General features: G+C 71.8%; 16 protein-coding genes. 9 read left to right on the forward strand and 7 right to left on the reverse strand.

All coding sequences use genetic code 11. The features are described from left to right. Positions 1 to 15 precede the first annotated feature (15 nt). From KBX21_RS00205 to KBX21_RS00220, 4 genes are all read left to right on the forward strand, one after another. Positions 16 to 792, forward strand: coding sequence for an MBL fold metallo-hydrolase (locus tag KBX21_RS00205; RefSeq protein WP_049574120.1), 777 nt, complete (start codon positions 16 to 18; stop codon positions 790 to 792). Between the two features lie 469 nt (positions 793 to 1,261). Further along, positions 1,262 to 2,473 carry an MmgE/PrpD family protein gene (locus KBX21_RS00210; protein WP_210840602.1) on the forward strand — a complete coding sequence of 404 codons (1,212 nt, stop codon included), beginning with the start codon at positions 1,262 to 1,264 and terminating at the stop codon, positions 2,471 to 2,473. A gap of 259 nt (positions 2,474 to 2,732) precedes the next feature. Continuing rightward, a complete protein-coding gene (locus KBX21_RS00215; RefSeq protein ID WP_210840603.1) occupies positions 2,733 to 3,479 on the forward strand; it encodes a GntR family transcriptional regulator in 747 nt (248 codons plus the stop codon). Positions 3,480 to 3,513: 34 nt separating this feature from the next. Then, positions 3,514 to 4,866 carry a carboxylesterase family protein gene (locus KBX21_RS00220; protein ID WP_210840604.1) on the forward strand — a complete coding sequence of 451 codons (1,353 nt, stop codon included), beginning with the start codon at positions 3,514 to 3,516 and terminating at the stop codon, positions 4,864 to 4,866. 66 nt (positions 4,867 to 4,932) lie between these two features. On the opposite strand, the gene KBX21_RS00225 is transcribed toward KBX21_RS00220, so the two are convergent. Further along, a complete protein-coding gene (locus tag KBX21_RS00225; protein WP_210840605.1) occupies positions 4,933 to 5,193 on the reverse strand; it encodes a PLD nuclease N-terminal domain-containing protein in 261 nt (86 codons plus the stop codon). Between the two features lie 352 nt (positions 5,194 to 5,545). On the opposite strand from KBX21_RS00225, the gene KBX21_RS00230 reads away from it, so the two are divergent. Further along, the gene (locus KBX21_RS00230; RefSeq protein ID WP_210840606.1) at positions 5,546 to 7,423 is read left to right on the forward strand and encodes a calcineurin-like phosphoesterase C-terminal domain-containing protein; all 1,878 of its coding nucleotides are present in this window, start codon (positions 5,546 to 5,548) and stop codon (positions 7,421 to 7,423) included. 52 nt (positions 7,424 to 7,475) lie between these two features. Here the strand turns inward: KBX21_RS00230 and KBX21_RS00235 are convergent, their stop codons facing one another. Further along, the gene (locus KBX21_RS00235; protein ID WP_210840607.1) at positions 7,476 to 8,051 is read right to left on the reverse strand and encodes a snapalysin family zinc-dependent metalloprotease; all 576 of its coding nucleotides are present in this window, start codon (positions 8,049 to 8,051) and stop codon (positions 7,476 to 7,478) included. Positions 8,052 to 8,234: 183 nt separating this feature from the next. Here KBX21_RS00235 and KBX21_RS00240 point away from each other — a divergent pair, with 183 nt between their 5' ends. Together KBX21_RS00240 and KBX21_RS00245 are read left to right on the forward strand one after the other, a co-directional pair. Then, positions 8,235 to 8,504 (forward strand): hypothetical protein, encoded by a 270-nt coding sequence (locus KBX21_RS00240; protein WP_247665015.1) that lies wholly within the window; start codon positions 8,235 to 8,237, stop codon positions 8,502 to 8,504. Between the two features lie 271 nt (positions 8,505 to 8,775). Continuing rightward, the gene (locus KBX21_RS00245; RefSeq protein WP_049574145.1) at positions 8,776 to 9,105 is read left to right on the forward strand and encodes a hypothetical protein; all 330 of its coding nucleotides are present in this window, start codon (positions 8,776 to 8,778) and stop codon (positions 9,103 to 9,105) included. Between the two features lie 6 nt (positions 9,106 to 9,111). On the opposite strand, the gene KBX21_RS00250 is transcribed toward KBX21_RS00245, so the two are convergent. Together KBX21_RS00250 and KBX21_RS00255 are read right to left on the reverse strand one after the other, a co-directional pair. Then, entirely contained in the window at positions 9,112 to 9,729 is a 618-nt protein-coding gene (locus tag KBX21_RS00250) for a GNAT family N-acetyltransferase (protein WP_210840608.1), read from the reverse strand. Next, positions 9,722 to 10,348 carry a TetR/AcrR family transcriptional regulator gene (locus tag KBX21_RS00255; protein WP_307869117.1) on the reverse strand — a complete coding sequence of 209 codons (627 nt, stop codon included), beginning with the start codon at positions 10,346 to 10,348 and terminating at the stop codon, positions 9,722 to 9,724. Before KBX21_RS00255 ends, KBX21_RS00250 begins: the two co-directional genes overlap by 8 nt. Positions 10,349 to 10,501: 153 nt before the next feature. Here KBX21_RS00255 and KBX21_RS00260 point away from each other — a divergent pair, with 153 nt between their 5' ends. Further along, positions 10,502 to 11,398 (forward strand): UTP--glucose-1-phosphate uridylyltransferase, encoded by an 897-nt coding sequence (locus tag KBX21_RS00260; RefSeq protein WP_247665016.1) that lies wholly within the window; start codon positions 10,502 to 10,504, stop codon positions 11,396 to 11,398. Between the two features lie 172 nt (positions 11,399 to 11,570). Here the strand turns inward: KBX21_RS00260 and KBX21_RS00265 are convergent, their stop codons facing one another. Beyond that, on the reverse strand, positions 11,571 to 11,720 hold the full coding sequence (locus KBX21_RS00265; protein WP_210840609.1) for a hypothetical protein: 150 nt from the start codon (positions 11,718 to 11,720) through the stop codon (positions 11,571 to 11,573). 18 nt (positions 11,721 to 11,738) lie between these two features. Here KBX21_RS00265 and KBX21_RS00270 point away from each other — a divergent pair, with 18 nt between their 5' ends. Beyond that, positions 11,739 to 12,065, forward strand: a complete 327-nt coding sequence (locus KBX21_RS00270) for a hypothetical protein (protein WP_210840610.1) — start codon at positions 11,739 to 11,741, stop codon at positions 12,063 to 12,065. Here the strand turns inward: KBX21_RS00270 and KBX21_RS00275 are convergent. Further along, positions 12,046 to 13,395, reverse strand: a complete 1,350-nt coding sequence (locus KBX21_RS00275; RefSeq protein ID WP_210840611.1) for a PepSY domain-containing protein — start codon at positions 13,393 to 13,395, stop codon at positions 12,046 to 12,048. The genes KBX21_RS00270 and KBX21_RS00275 overlap by 20 nt on opposite strands. A gap of 215 nt (positions 13,396 to 13,610) precedes the next feature. Then, a complete protein-coding gene (locus KBX21_RS00280) occupies positions 13,611 to 15,878 on the reverse strand; it encodes an excinuclease ABC subunit UvrA (RefSeq protein WP_210840612.1) in 2,268 nt (755 codons plus the stop codon). Positions 15,879 to 15,908 lie beyond the last annotated feature (30 nt).

Genomic DNA, 15,908 nt, shown 5'->3' on the forward strand with positions numbered 1-15,908 from the left:
CGAGAGGAAACACGCATGCTGGAACTGGAGATCCTCGGATCGAACGCGACCGCGCCCACCAAGGAGGGGCCCGCCTCCTGCTACCTGCTCCACACGGAGACCGGCCTGGTGCTGGTGGACGCCGGGCCCGGGTCGCTGCTGGCCTACTGCTCCCGGTACGAGCTGGAGCAGCTGCGCGGGATCGTCGTGACCCACATGCACGCCGACCACAGCCTGGACCTCATGGCCTGGGCCTACCGGTGGACCTTCCCCGAGGTGTTGCCGCGCGTCCCGCTCTTCCTCCCCGAGGGTGAGGCCGAGCGCGTGGCCGCCTTCGACGCGGTCTTCGGCATCCCCACCCTGCCGACCATGAACCAGCCCATCACACAGTCCTTCGGGATCACCGCCATGCCCAGGGACGGCCGGACCGTGCACGAGGTGGACGGGGTCGCGTTCCGTTCGTACGCCGCTCACCACAGCGTGCCCTCCGCGGCGCTGCGCTTCGAGTCGCCGGACGGGCGGGTCGTCGCCTTCTCCTCCGACACCGGCTACTGTGCCCCGGTCGCCGAGGCCGCCCGCGAGGCCGACGTGTTCGTGTGCGAGGCCACCTACCTCGAGGCGGACGAGCGGGCTCTGCACGGCCACGGACACCTCACGGCGCGGATGGCGGGGGAGCTGGCCGCCGAGGCGCAGGCGCGCCACCTTGTGCTCACCCACTTCGCCAGCCCCGCCGACTGGGACGAGGGCCGCCGTCACGCGGAGGGTGCCTTCGGAGGCAGGATCAGCGTCGCCGTCCCGGGCCGCCGGTTCTGACGACGACGGCCCCTGACAGCGGTCTCCCGGTACGGGCGGGACCGCCGTCAGGGACACCGCGCCCAGCCCCCTCCCTCCCAGCGTGGTCCGAGGTTCCCGGGGCCGAGGTCGCGTGGCCCCGGCAGGCGGGGGCGGGGGGACGTGCGGAGGGTGGTTCCTGTCTGGTCGGGTGGATCACCCGCGTCCCGTTGCTCCAGTCCGCCCCCTGGGTGCTGGCGGGAGGCACCGAAACCCCGTCGGTAGCGGTGGCGGGCCCGTCGTGGTCTGCGGATCCTTCTTCCGCATCTCGCGCCCCAATATGTACGGCCATTTCAGTGCCAGTGTGCCAAGGCTTCGAGTGCCACCCTGCCTGGGAGTGCAAATGGGCCAGGGCTCCAGGTTCATTGACAACGCGAGTCCGCGTACTGAAAATGGCCGTACAAATCCATCCGAGGGTCGCCGACCCTCCCCTCCGTAGGGAGCCCCGCGCATGGCCGCCGCCCGAACGCTCGCCGACTGGGCCCACGACCTGGATCCCAGCGAGGACGATCGCGCCCTGGCGCGTCGCTCGCTCCGCGACACGCTCGCCGTCACCCTGGCCGCACGCGACCACCCCCTGGTTCCGCTGACACACGGCCTCCCGGAAGAGGCCCGCTGGGCCGCGATCGGACACGTACTCGACTTCGACGACCTGCACCTGCCCTCGACGACCCACATCAGCGTCGTGTGCGTTCCCGCCGTGCTCGCCGTGGGGGGAGGCGAACGCGACTACCTGGCCGCGGCCGGGGTCATGGCGCGACTCGGTACGGCGCTGGGGTGGCGGCACTACACGGACGGCTGGCACGCCACCTGCACGGCGGGCGCACCGGCCGCGGCGGCGGGGGCGGCCCTGGCACTCGGGCTCCCAGCCGACCGCGTGGCCACCGCCATGGCCCTGGCGGTCCCGGCCGCGGGGGGAGTCCAGCGCGCGTTCGGCACCGACGCCAAGTCCCTCCAGGTCGGCTTCGCCGCGCACGCCGGTGTCCGCGCAGCCCGCCTCGCCGCCGCCGGAGCCGACGCCGACCCGACCGCGCTCGACCAGTGGCTCGCCATCATGGGAGGCGAACCCGCGGCCCTCGACACCGGTGGCGACGCCGTCCCCGACGGCCTGGCCACCAAGATCCATCCCTGCTGCTACGCCATGCAGCGGCCCATCGAGGCGGTCCGCTCGCTGGGGCCGATCGACCACTCCGCCGTCGAGCGCATCGAGGTCGAGGCCCCGGAGGCGACCCTGCACCCGCTCATCCACCACCGGCCCGACACCGGGCTCCAGGCCAAGTTCAGCCTGGAGTACGCGCTCGCCGCCGCCGTCATGGACGGCCACCCGGGATTCGCCGGCTTCACCGATCGGGCCGCCCAGCGCCCCGAGGCCCGGCGCCTGGTCGCGGCGGTGGACGTCCGGACCACCCCCGGCGGCCACGGTCTCCTCGACGGGTCCACCACGGTCAGGGTCCGCACCCGGGACGGCGCCGTGCTCGACACCACCCTGGACCTGCCGGCCGGAGCTCCCCGGCGACCGGCGACCGACACCGAGCTCGCCGCGAAGTTCGCCGACTGCGGAGCCGACGTCCCGGAGCTGTTGGACAGGAGCGCCTGGTCCAATGCCCCGGATCTGCTGCGCTCCCGGTTTCCCGGAGCCCCCGGGGGGCGTGCCACGGGGTAACGCTCCGAACACCGAGGTGCACGGATGAGCCAACCGCGCTCGCCGGTGTCACAGCCACGGCCCGGAACAGGCTTCACCGAGGCCTTCGCCACCCGCCGCGATGCAGACGAGATCCAGTGCGACGTGAACGTCCGCCAGCCGGTGGAAGGCCACCGGGTCGAGTAGGGGGCGGTCCGACGCCCCCGGGCGCGCGTTGTCCCCGTCCCCTCCCGGGCCGGGGACAATGGGACCTCGGAACATTCGGGCGAGGTCGGGGGCGATGGCGGTCAACAACGGTGAGGCGGCCTACCAGAAGGTCGCGCGGGAACTGCGCTCGGCGCTGCTCGACGGCACGTTCGACGACGGCTCCCGCCTGCCCACCGAGGCCGAGCTCGCCGACCGGTACCACGTCAGCCGCCAGACGGTCCGGCGAGCCTTCCAGGACCTGGTCTCCGAGGGGCTGGTCCACCGGGTCCGCGGCCGGGGCACCTTTCCCGCCCCCCGCGACCAGGGACGCTACCTGCGCCAGTTCGGTTCGATCGACGACCTCATGGCCCTGTCCGAGGACACCCGGATGCGTGTGCTCCGACCCCTGCGCCGCAGGGTGGACATCGACGCGGCGGGCCGCCTGCGCCTGGACAACGACACGGTGTGCTCCGTCGACTTCGTGCGCTCGCATGCGGAACAGCCGTTCTGCGTGACCACGGTGCACCTGCCGCCGACCGTGGCATCCGTGCTCGGCGCCGTGCCGGAACTGGCCTCCGAGGGCGTGAGCAGTACCATCACCGTCATCGGGCTGCTCGATCCGGGGCTGGACCACCCCATCGCCGAAGCGGAGCAGAGCATCACCGCCGTGGACGCGGGGGAGGACATCGCAAGGGACCTGGGATGCGCACCCGGGCAGCCCCTGCTGAGGGTGGACCGCGTCTACCTGGACGTGACCGGGTCCCCCGTCGAGCTGGCCACCAGCCACTTCCTGCCGGAGCAGTACTCCTACCGTGTCCGGCTGCGACGCAGCACGCGCTGACGGCCCACCACCGGACCGACCGAACAGGGAAACCATGACTGAACAGACCTCCGTCTCCCGGGACGAGCTCCGCCGCGTCGACACCCCCACCGGACCCGTCGTCGGCGCGGTCCGGGGAGAGGTGGTCCGAGCCCTCGGCATCCCCTACGCGCGCGCCGAACGGTTCGCCCCGCCCCGGCCCGCGCCCCCGTTCACCGAACCCTTCGAGGCCACCCGGCCCGCGCCCGCCTCACCGCAGCTCACCTCCAAGGTGGTGTCGGCGGCGGTCGACGGCGTCTCGGTCGGCCGCCACGACGAGGACTGCCAGCGGCTCTCCGTCACCTTCCCCGCCGACCTCTCCGAGGACGAGCGCCTGCCCGTCATGGTGTGGATCCACGGCGGCTCCTACGTCACCGGAGCCGGAGACATGGAGATCTTCGACCCCACCCGCCTGGTCACCGAGCAGCGCGTCATCGTCGTCGCCGTCACTTACCGTCTCGGGGTGCTCGGCTACCTGCGCATCGGCGACTCCGCCCCCGCCAACCTCGGTCTCCTCGACCAGATCCAGGCGTTGCGCTGGGTCCGCGCCAACATCGCCGCCTTCGGGGGAGACCCCGACCTCGTCACCCTCTTCGGCCAGTCCGCGGGAGGCGACGCCGTCGCCCACCTCATGATCAGCCAGGGCGCCGAGGGCCTCTTCCGACGCGCCGTGGTCCAGAGCGCCCCGCTGGGCATCATCACCGGACGCTCCCGGATGTCCGAGGCCATGGCGCGGGCCGTGGGCGTTCCCGACCCCGAAGCGACCGCCACCGAGCTGGTGGCCCTCGAAGAGCGCGCCGGCGCCGCCGCCAAGGGGCACGGCCTGGCCAGCGCCATGCCGTTCGGTACCCAGTACGGGCACGCCCCCCTGCCCGCCGAGACGATCCGGCTCCGCGCCTGGGGCGCGGCCGCCCCCGGGATCGACCTGCTGATCGGCGCGACCAGCGAGGAGACCGGGCTGTTCGCCGAGTTCCTCCCCGCGATCCGACGCCTGGCCGCGCTGCCGCTCGTGGGGGCGTCGCTGCGCCGGTTCCTGGTGTGGGCCACCACGTACCGCATCTACACCGGCCCGACCAAGCGCTTCGCCCGCCACCACCGCAGGTCAGGCGGAAGGGCCACCCGCTACACCGTCACCTGGCGACCGAAGGGCAGCCCCTACGGCGCCGCCCACATCGTGGACGTTCCCCTGCTGCTCGGCAACCGGAAGGCCTGGGAGAACACCAAGCTCGTCGGCCGCACCAGCTGGGCGGAACTCGACCGGCGCGGCCGGGTGGTCCGGCGCCTGTGGGCCGACTTCGCCCGCACCGGGACGGTCCGCCCGAGCAACGCCGAAGCCGCCGCCGAAAGCCTCACCGTCCACCGTTCCTGACACCCTCCCGCACGCCAGCGGGCCCGAGCCCCGGACGGTGGCTCGGGCCCGCTGAGGGTTCGAGGGTCAGCGGTACCCGTACTGCTGGGCCGGAACCCGGTTGCGTCCGATCAGGAACCACAGGAGCGCACCGATCAGAGGCGCGAGGAAGACGAGGATGATCCAGACCAGCTTCATGGGGACGTCCAGCCGGGAGAACAGGATGCTGAACACGGCCGCGACGATGAGCACGACGGCGGCCAGACTCACCAGCAGCGCGCCGATCATCAGGGCCAACGCGATCCCGGTCTCCGGGGTCATCGACTCGAACAGGTTCAACAGCGTCATCGCGGGTCTCCTCAGTCTCTTGCGGGTTCCGGCCGCCCCCGTCGTGGTGCGGAACCGGACCCCCTGGCTACGTACTCAACGCTAGGTCCAGCACACCCTCCGTCGCATCCACCTGCGGGACGCTCCGTCGGGTCGCCTAAGAAGGCGACACGACGCCCCGGGTGGGTCTTTTGGCGGACGGCACGCACCGACTTTCGTCGGGGGTGCGCGGTCACGGAGTGAGACCACTGGTCACCGAACGGTGGTCGTCCGTTGGCTGGCGCCTGTGCCCGCGTTCAGTCTCGTCGAGGAGGGTGGCGTTGCGCCGGTCCCCCGACCGGTCAGGCCCCCTCACGTATCGGAGAGCAACCGCATGCTCACGACACACGCCCCCAACGACCGGACCCGCCGCGGACTGCGTGCCGCGCTGACCGCCTCGGTGGTCGTCACCCTCACCGCCTCCGTGACCGTGGCGATCGCCCCGGCCGTGGCGGCGCCCTCGGACGGCGGGGACGAGCCCGTCTACAGAGGCGCGGTCGAGATCGTCCGCACCCCCGATGACTCCCCGGACACCCCGCGGCTCGACGGCAGGGTGTTCGTCGACACCGACCGCGACGGCGTCAGCGACGACGAACCCGGCCTCGCCGGGGTAGTGGTGACCAACGGCCGCGACGTGGTCCGGACCGACGACCAGGGCCGCTACCAGCTGCCGGCGTTCGACAACATGACGGTGTCGATCACGCAGCCGTCCGGCTACCAGGTGCCGCTGGACGAGTACAACGTGCCGCAGTTCCACTACAACCACCTGCCCGAGGGCTCCCCGGAGCTGCGCTACGGCGGCATCGAGCCCACCGGTCCGCTGCCGTCCGAGGTCAACTTCCCGCTCGTGGAGAGCGAGCTGACCGCCGCCGACACCCAGAGCTGCGTCATCGCCGGGGACCTCCAGACCTACGACAGACAGGAGATCGAGTACGCGCGCGCCGGTGCCATCAAGGACCTGTCCGAGCGCGACGACTACGCGGGCTGCGGCACGCTGTTCGTCGGCGACGTCGCCGGTGACGACCTGTCGCTCTACCCCGACATCAAGGAACTGGTCGCCGAGACCAACGGTCCGGCGCGCTTCCTGCCCGGCAACCACGACCTCGACTTCGACGCGCCCCACGCGGACCACTCCTTCGACACCTTCCGTGCGACGCTGGCGCCCGCGTACTACTCCTACGAGGTCGGCGACGCGCACGTCGTGGCCCTGAACACCGTCGACTACCCGTGCACGGCGGCTGGCGACAGTCCCGAGGGCATCGAGGCGCACTGCGACCCCGGGGGCTCCCCGGCCTACAACGGCCGGATCAGCGACGACCAGCTCACCTGGCTCGAACAGGACCTGGCCAACGTCGACGAGGACAAGCTGATCGTCGTGGCGGGCCACATCGGTCTGCTCAACTACGCCGACGAGGGCTCCCCGGTCCACCAGGTCGACCAGGTCACGCGCGTCCACGAACTCCTCGAGGGTCGCGAGGCCGTGGCGGTGGCCGGACACAGCCACAGCATCGAGAACCTGAGGACCGGTGACGACGTCGCAGGCTGGCGGGAGCTCTTCGGGATCGAGGGACTGCCGTTCCCGCACATCACCGTGGGCGCGATCTCGGGCGACTGGTACTCGGGAGAGGTCGGCGAGGACGGCTACCCCACGGCCCTCGGTCGTGACGGTGGGCGTCCCGGTGTGGTGACCCTGGACATCGAGGGCAACCGGTTCGCGGAGCGCTACACCGTGACGGGGGAGTCCGACGAGGTGCAGACCCAGCTCGGCCTGAACAGCCCCACCTACCGCGAGTGGTACACCGAACGCCGCGAGTGGAACGCCGACCCCGTCGGTGAGGCCCCCGAGCTCACGGAACCGCTGGTGGTCGACGCCGACGACCTGGCCAGGGGCACCTGGCTGACCACCAACCTTTTCCTCGGGTCCACGGGCTCCACCGTGGAGGTCAGCCTCGACGGGGCACCCGCCGCAGAGGCCGAGCGCACCCAGCAGCTCCAAGGCGAGGCCGTCAACGTCGGTGTGGAGTACTCCGACCCCCACGCCGTCGCCCAGCAGCTGGTCCACGGCGGCAGCCTCGCCGACCGCACCATGCACCTGTGGCGCTTCGATCTGCCCGAGGACCTCGGGGCCGGCGCCCACACGGCGGAGGTCACCGCCACCGACGCCCACGGGCGTTCGTTCACCGACACTCTGGAGTTCGAGGTCGTGGAGTAGCCCGGAACGAAGGGAGGAGGGTCGACGCGTCCGCGTCGGCCCTCCCGTGTACCTAGTGGCGGTCGACCAGAAGCTGTCCGTCAGCGGCCTGCCCGCCAGCCAGGCCGCCGCCGTAGTTGGCCTCGACCCGAGACCGCTCGGAGGCGTTGGGCTGGGCGTTGGTGCAGCCCACGCCGCCGGTGGAGCCCGACATCAGGGACGAGCAGGGGCCGGGCTTGGCGTCGGGCAGGCCCAGGCTGTGGCCGAGTTCGTGCGCGGCGATCCGCAGCGGGTCGTGGCCCTCCGCGGTGCCCTGACGACCCATCCAGACGGTGACCTGACCGCCCGGACGAACCGGTCCGAGGTGGGCGCGGGGCCAGCCGTCGTCAGCGATGACGCGGATCTCGGCGCGCTGCCCGGGGGAGGCGGGTTCGAGGCGGACGTTGTCGACGCTGGAGTTCCACACGTCCACGGCGGAGGCGACGACCGAGGTGAACTCGGCGGCCTGGCTGGAGTCGTAGTAGAGGACGGTCGGGTTCTGCTGGAGGGACGGATCGGTGGGCGCCGCACTCGCCGGTGCGGTGCCCACCAGCGTGAGTGCCAGTGCGCTCAGCGCGACCAGGAGGGGCGTGAGGACGCGTCTCAGCATGGGGTCTCCCTGGGGTGAGGGTGCTGATGATCTTCGTGACCCGGTGGGGTCGCGGTGATGCTATGTGTAGCGACCCATCACCACAAGGAGGGCATAACGCTAAGATTGCGCAGCGCCTCCCCGCGGGGCCACCGAGGGCGGGGCTCGGGACCGCGGCGGCTCCCTCCCGGCCAGGACGGGTTGGTGTTCGCCCACCGCGACGGCTACGTGGGGCTGGACACCTTCGACCTCGAACACCAGCACCTGGTCTCGCACCACATCAGGTTCGAGGAGGGAGGCGAACCCAGCGTGATCCGGGTGAAGCAGCGCTACGTGTGGCCGTCCGAGCTGGACCTCATGGCGCCGATGGCCGGCTTCGCGCTGGAGTCCAGGCACGAGGATTGGAAGGGCGGCCCGTTCACCGGCGACTCCGGCTCCCACGTGTCCGTCTACCGGCTGCCCGAGCAGGACTGAGCCACGAGGAGCGGTCACACGTCGCGGCAAACGAAGCGGAGGGCCCGCGCCGTGGTGGACCCGGTCACCTCTGCGTCCGGCCCGCCTCCGGTCCGTGGGCGCGGGTACGGACCCGGGGGTGCCGAGGCACCCGCACGTCCGGTTCTGCGATCCCTGGACCTCCGAGCTCGGGTTGTCCACAGCCGGAGCAGACCCACTTGTGGCCGCCCGCACCGCCTCGCAGACTGGGAGGAGTACCCCCTCCTCCCACCCTCCGAGCAGTAGGGACGCCATGCCGGAATCCATCTTCGCCACGCACGCCTGCCTCGACTCCATCGTCCTCTACACCACCCGTGCCCAGGAGTGCAGGGACTTCTACAACGCGCTGGGCCTGGCCTTCGGAGAGGAGCCCGATCCCGTCCGGGACGGGCCGAGCCGCTACACCAGTCGGCTCCCTCTGGGGCCCGTTCTGGAGATACAGACGGCTCCTGACGGCCACGGGGCCAGCGACCTCCGGCTGAGCCTGGCCCTGGACGTCACCGAGACCGATCCTCCGCTCTCCCGTGGGGAGCACCTGCTGACCGATCCCGACGGCCGACGGGTCGACGTCACCGTCCTGTGAACCCCGTCATCCCTGGGTGAGCTTCATGGACACGTACGCGTGGAACCCGCTCCACCGGGAGTGGCCGACCCCGCGCCGCCTGTACTCGCGAAAGCCCACGCGCTCGTAGAGCCCGAGAGCGGGAGCGTTGGTGTCCTTGATGTCCTCCAGCGTGTACTCGTCGTATCCGGGCAACGAAAGGACGTGGTGCAGCACGGCCTTGGCGGCGCCCCGCCCCCGGAAGCGCCGGGCGCTGGCGACGAACCCGATCTCGGCGCGGCCGGGTCCGGACTCGGCGGAGCCTCCTTGGAAGTGGGAACGGAACACCCGGTCCGCGACGGTGCCCCTGAACAGACCCAGGTGCTGGCGCAACGTGCGGGCGTCGTGGTCGATCGCCTCCTGCCCGCCCTCGGTGAGGCTGGCCAGCGCCGCTGGTCGGCCGTCGATGAGCGCCACGTGGAAGCGCTCCAGTACCAGCATGTGCTCCACGGCCTCGGTGAGCAGCGCTGGGTCCTTCGCGAACCAGGCCAGGTCCTCGCCGAAGCCCTCGACGAACACCTCCGCGATCGCCCTCCGGTACCCCTCGCCCAGCACGTCGCCGCGCCGGACCTCGATCACCACCGGTTCCCCGCTTTCGTCACCCATCGTTTCCCTCCTTGAGGAGCAGACCCATCACCGTGGACGTACTCGGCAGCACACACCGCTCGCCCATGGCCGAACGCATCGTCACCAGACCGTCCAACAGGGCGAAGTAGCACGACGCCAACTCGTCGGCGGGGCCCTCCCGCAGCGCGCCGCGCTCCTGGCCGCGTTCCATGAGCTCCACTGCCGCGCGGAGCAGTTCCGTGTTGCGGCTGACCAGATCGCCGACCACAGAGGGTGCGTCACCCTCCGAGGAGTCCCCCTGCGTGAACGCCTGATGCATGAGCTGGAAGAACTCGACGAAGTCCCCGGGTCCGGCCAGGTCCGACAGGAACTCGTCGGTGAAGGTCCGCAGGGAATCCACGGGGTCCTGCGAGCCCCGGAACAGCTCCACGACGGCGCCCATCCCTGTCGCGGCCTCGGCGACCAGCCCCTCGAACAGCTCCTCCTTGGTGCTGAAGTGGCGGTAGATGGAGCCGGTGCTGATACCCGCCTCCGCCGAGATTTGTCGCATGTTCACCGCGGCGAACCCCTGGCGTGCGAACAGCCGCACGGCGGCGGACCGTACCCGCTCCCGGGTGGCGGCGCGCATCGCCTCGTGCTGCTCCGGACTCCGTGGCACCGGGCCTCAACTCCCGAATTTTTGAATGAACATCTGTTCATTCTATCCTGATCGCAACCGACCCCAGGACCCGGGCCCCGCCATCCCGGCCCGCCGACCCCCGCGCCGATACCATCGGCCTCCACCGCACCCAGCCGCGACCAGGGGAGACTCATGACCAGGACGATCCGACGCGCAGTGATCCCCGCGGCCGGCATGGGATCGCGGCTCCTGCCACTCACCAAGGCCACTCCCAAGGAGATGCTCCCCGTCGGTGACAAGCCCGTCATCGAACACACCGTCCGCGAACTCGTGGCCTCGGGCATCACCGACATCACGATCGTCGTCTCCGGCGGCAAGACCCTCATCCAGGACCACTTCCGCCCCGACCCCGCGTTGGTCGAGCGTCTGCGCGGTGACGGGAAACGGGAGTACGCCGACGCCGTCGAGGAGGTCGCCGAACTGGCCCGCCTGGGACACATCACCTATCTGGACCAACACGGCCCCTACGGCAACGGGACACCGGTGCTCAACGCCTACCGGGACGCCCGCGACGAACCGGCGCTCGTCCTGTGGCCCGACGACGTCTTCGTCGCCGACGTCCCCCGCGCACAACAGCTCGTGAGCGCCTACGAGCGCACCGGCCACCCCGTGCTCGCCCTCATGCCCATGGAGCCCGAGGAATCCCGCCGCTACGGGGTGCCCCGGGTCGCCGAGGACCTGTCCGACGGACTCCTGCGCATCGATGGACTGGTGGAGAAGCCCAAGCCCGAGGACGCCCCTTCCGCCTACGCGGCCATCGGCGGCTACGTGGTCACCCCCGACATCGTCGACCAGCTGCGCGCCCAGACCGAGCGCTGGTACACGCACCGCACCGGCGAGATCTACCTGACCGACGCCATCAACGCCCACGCCGCCGACCACCCGGTCTACGGACAGGTCATCCAGGGGCGCTGGTACGACACCGGCAACCCCGCCGACTACCTGGTCGCCCAGTTCGCCTCCGCCCTGGCCCACCCCGAGTACGGCCCGCTCCTGCGCCGTCTCGCCGCCCACCCCGAAACCCCCTGAGCCACGGGGGTTGCCAGGAGGTGGACCGCCCGCACGGGGGACCGGGGCTCTCTCGCCGCAGGGGACGGGCCGCACGCGTCACGCCGGACGGTCGTGCCCGGCGCCGTGCGGGCACGGTCCCCAGGGGCGCCGAACGACCGCGGAATGGCCCACGAGGGTTCTTGGGTTCAGATCAGCCCATGAGTCGTGCCCGCAGTCGAGCGAGATCCTCCTCCGCGACCCCTGCTTCCAGGAGGCGGGTCCGTACGTCCAGGTCCTTGGGGACGCCAAGGACACTGCCCCGCAGTGTCAGGCCACGGACCGCCAGCAAGGACTCGATCACCGGACCCTGGTCGCCCCCATGAGCATCCTGCGCCGGGATTACGCCGACGAGATTCTCAGGGGCCTGCGCGCCGAGGGCCCGGAAGTGCGCCGAGTTCTGCTGCGCCCCGACCGTGCCGCCCTGGCGGCGCGCATCGCCGACCACGAGGTCGCCCCAGGGCACCCCGAGGTCAGCGAGGACGCCCGGGCCTTCCGGAGCTCCAGGGCCGAGGCGTTCTACCGTGCCCACCGGGAGTGGATGGCCGCATGGGCGGACCTGGCGGTCGACGACACCGACCTCGGCCCGTCCCAGGTGGCCGACCGGGCGCTCCGGCGGTTCCCCGAACTCACCCGGAACCGGTCCTGACCCGACCGCCCCCGGAGAACCGTCCGACCAGGGCGTCGATCACCAGGAAGGCCAGCAGCGAGACCCCCAGCAGGGGCAGGGCCAGGCCGAGGGCCGCGCAGGACAGCACGACCGCGATCCTCAGGGGCCAGGAGAGCGCGAGGAACGCACCACGCGGATACGGCCTGCCCAGAGCCCATGCCCCGGCCCGCGAGGGCCTGCGCCGCCACCACATCCGGTAGCCCAGGACGATCACCCAGAGCAGCCCACCGCAGACGGCCGTGAGGACGAGCTGGTTGGGCACGCCGAACAGCAGCCCCATGTGGGCGTCCACACCCCAGCGGCTCAGTTTCGCCATGAGGGGGTGGTCATCGAAGCGGACGACGTCGACGACCTCGCCGGTGTCCTGGGCGACGGCGACCGAGTCCGCCTGGGTCGGCCACGAACGTTCGAGCTGGGTGACCACGTACGGAGAGGTGTGGTCGGTGGGCAGGTCGACGGTGACCCGCCCGTCGAGCCCGGCCTCCCGGGCGCTGGCCAGGACCGCGTCCGGACCGACGTCCACCCCGGGGCTGGCTGAGGGCGTCTGCGTGGACACCGCCGGGGTGGTCCACGACATCCGCTCCCGCAGGTCGGAGATGTTCGCGCCCGCGTACTGGGACCAGGTCAGGCCGGTGGCGGACAGGAACAGCAGCACCAGGAGGATCCACGCCCCCGTGGTGGCGTGCAGGGAGACCGAGCGCGCCCGCGCTCCGCGCTGGCGTCCGCGTCGTCGCCTGGCCACCCACAGCGCCAGCCCGCCCAGGGCGACCACCCCGAGCCAGCTCGCCGCGAGTTCGCTGTACAGCCGCCCGACCTCACCCAGGTGCAGCTGCCGGTGGAGCAGGTCGATCCAGGTGCGCACCGGCAGCGCGCCGCTGGTCCCGTAGCTCTCGGACACCCCCAGGACCTCGCCCGCGTGGGGGTCGACGAACACCGCCGTGCGCGCCCCGGTGCCGCTCTCGGCCAGGTCCATCAGCACCCATGTGGAGTCCTCCGGGGCGGTGGCCGGGCGTACCGAGTGCACGTTGGCGTCGGGTACCTCGGCCCGGGCGATCCGCACTTGTTCGGCCAGGGGCAGCGATCCCTCCGAGGCGGGCACCCTCAGCTGGTCGGCGTACAGCACCTGTTCGACCTGGGGCGTCCACACGTACAACAGCCCGGAGATCGTCGCCACCAGGAGGAAGGGCGCCACCAGCACGCCGGCGTAGAAGTGCAGTCGCAGCACGAGCGGCCTGAGCTGGGCCCACACGCCCGGCCTCGGCGGGGGTGCCTCGTCCTCGGTCACGGGCCTCGTGGTCTCCGGTTCCATGGGTCTCCTCTGGCGTCGCCGTCCCGGTCGACACTGATGTCGTCCGGCGGACCCGAGGAGTTCCCGAGGAAGGGAATTCGTTGCCGGAAACGCACCGAACGCCCGGATCGCACCGCGACAGCACCGGCCCTTGTTTCGCTGCCTTCGCCCCGTTCCCCCCTGCTGGGAGGGACGGGGCGAAGGGTCGCGTCACGGTGGTGCCGCCCACGCGGGTCTCACCCGGCCAGGTGGGAGCGCAGGGCGTCAGCCGTCGCACCCCTCCCGGAGGCGGCCATCCGCGAGGGCGTCCCCTCGAACACCACGCGTCCGCCCTCGCTCCCCGCGCCGGGACCCAGGTCCACCACGTGGTCGGCCGCCGCCACCACGTCCATCCGGTGCTCGACGACCACCACCGTCGCGCCCTCGTCAACCATGTGGTCGAACAGGGCGACGAGCCCGGCCACGTCGCCGCCGTGCAGGCCGGTGGTGGGTTCGTCCAGCACGTACAGCCGAGCGGGTTCGGCCAGCTCGCGAGCCAACCGGAGACGCTGGCGCTCCCCGCCCGAGAGCGTGTCCAGTGCCTGCCCCAGGCGCAGGTAGCCCAGCCCGACCCGTTCCATCCGGTCCAGTGCCTCGGACACCGGCCCATCGAACACCTCCCGTGCGCGCGCCGCCGTCATCGCCAGCACGTCGGCGATCGTGCGCCCGCCCAGGGTGTACGACAGTGCCCGGTCGTTGAACCGCAGTCCGCCGCAGCGCTCGCACACCGTCTCGACGTCGTCGAGGAAGGCGAGGTCGGTGACGATCACGCCGCGCCCCCGGCAGGTGGGGCAGGCGCCCGTGGAGTTGGCGCTGAACCACCCGGACGCCACCCCGTTGGCGCGGGCGAACAGCGCGCGCAGGGTGTCCTGGATCCCCAGGTAGGTCACCGGCGTGGACCGGGGACCGCCGTGCAGTGTGCCCTGGGTGAGCACCACCGCGTCCGGGCGGACCCGGGGCAGTTCCCCGTGCACCAGTGAGCTCTTGCCCGATCCCGCCACACCGGTCACGGCCGTCAGCACCCCGGTGGGCACGGACACGTCGATCCCGCGCAGGTTGTGCAGACGTGCGCCGCGCACCTCCACCGACCCGTCGGGGGTACGCGTGCGGGACCGCACCGAACGGGGCTGACGCAGGTAGCGGCCGGTGGGAGTGGCGGCGCGGCGCAGACCCTCCACGCTCCCCTCGTAGACCACGCGGCCGCCCTCGTTTCCGGCGCCCGGTCCGAGGTCCACCACGTGGTCGGCCACCGCGATCACGTCCGGGTCGTGTTCGACCACCAGCACCGTGTTGCCCTTGTCGCGCAGGCGCCGCAGCAGGCCGGTGAGCCGGTGCACGTCGGCGGGGTGCAGCCCGGAACTGGGTTCGTCCAGCACGTAGGTCAGCCCGGTCAGGGCACCACCCAGGTGCCGCACGAGCCTTACCCGTTGGGCCTCGCCGCCGGACAGCGTGGCCGAGTGCCGGTCCAGGCTGAGGTAGCCCAGCCCCACCTCCTCCAAGCCGTGCAGTCGTTCCAGCAGCGCGGCGGTCACCGGGGCCACGCGCGGGTCGTCGATCTCCGCGATCTCGGGAGCGAGCAGGGACACCGGCAGCGCGCACAGGTCGGCGATGTTGTGCCGACCGATCCGGCAGGCCAGCGCGGCCGGGTTCAGGCGCGCGCCCTCGCACTCGGGACAGGTTCCGCGCCACACCACCCGTTCCAGCTCGTCCCGGTCCGTCTGCCTGAGTTTGGCCACGTCCAGCAGGCTGCGGGTGATGCGGGGGACCACCCCCTCGAACACCCCGGTCACCGGGAACTCGGGGTCCGGGTCCGGGGGCCTGACCCCCTCGGCGCGCAGGAGCAGGTCGCGTTCCTCGGAGGTGTAGCGGCCCACCGGCTTGCGCCGGTCGAACAGTCCCGCGTGCACGTAGCGCTTCCACCGCCAGGTCCCCGGAGCGAAGGTGCGCAGCCGGATCGCCCCCTCGTCCAGGGAGAGGGTGTCGTCCAGGAGGGCGTCGGCGTCCACGCGCCGGACGGCGCCCAGGCCCTCGCACTCCGGGCACATGCCGCTGGGATCGTTGAACGAGAACGCGGGGGAGTAGCCCGCCCAGGGCCGACCGATCCGGGAGAACAGCAGACGCAGGAGCGGGGCGAGGTCGGTGGCGGTGCCCAGGGTCGAGCGCGCGTTGCCGCCGAACCGCCTCTGGTCAACGGCGAGGGTCACGGTGAGATTCTCCAACCGGTCCGCGTCCGGCACGCCCAGGTGGGCCATGCGGCTCCGGGTGAAACTGTCGTGGGCCTCGTTGAGCTGGCGCTGGGACTCCGCCGCGATGGTGCCGTACACCAGGGACGACTTGCCCGACCCCGAAACCCCGGTGAACACGACGAGCCGTTCCCGGGGCAGGGTCAGGTCCACCCCTCTCAGGTTGTTCTCGCGGGCCCCGGTCACGGTGATCCCCGGCTTGGCGTGTGGTGTGGTGCTCATGGTGGTCACGGTAGGCGGGGTTGCGGTCAG

Source organism: Nocardiopsis sp. B62, assembly GCF_018070675.1.
GTDB lineage: Bacteria > Actinomycetota > Actinomycetes > Streptosporangiales > Streptosporangiaceae > Nocardiopsis > Nocardiopsis prasina.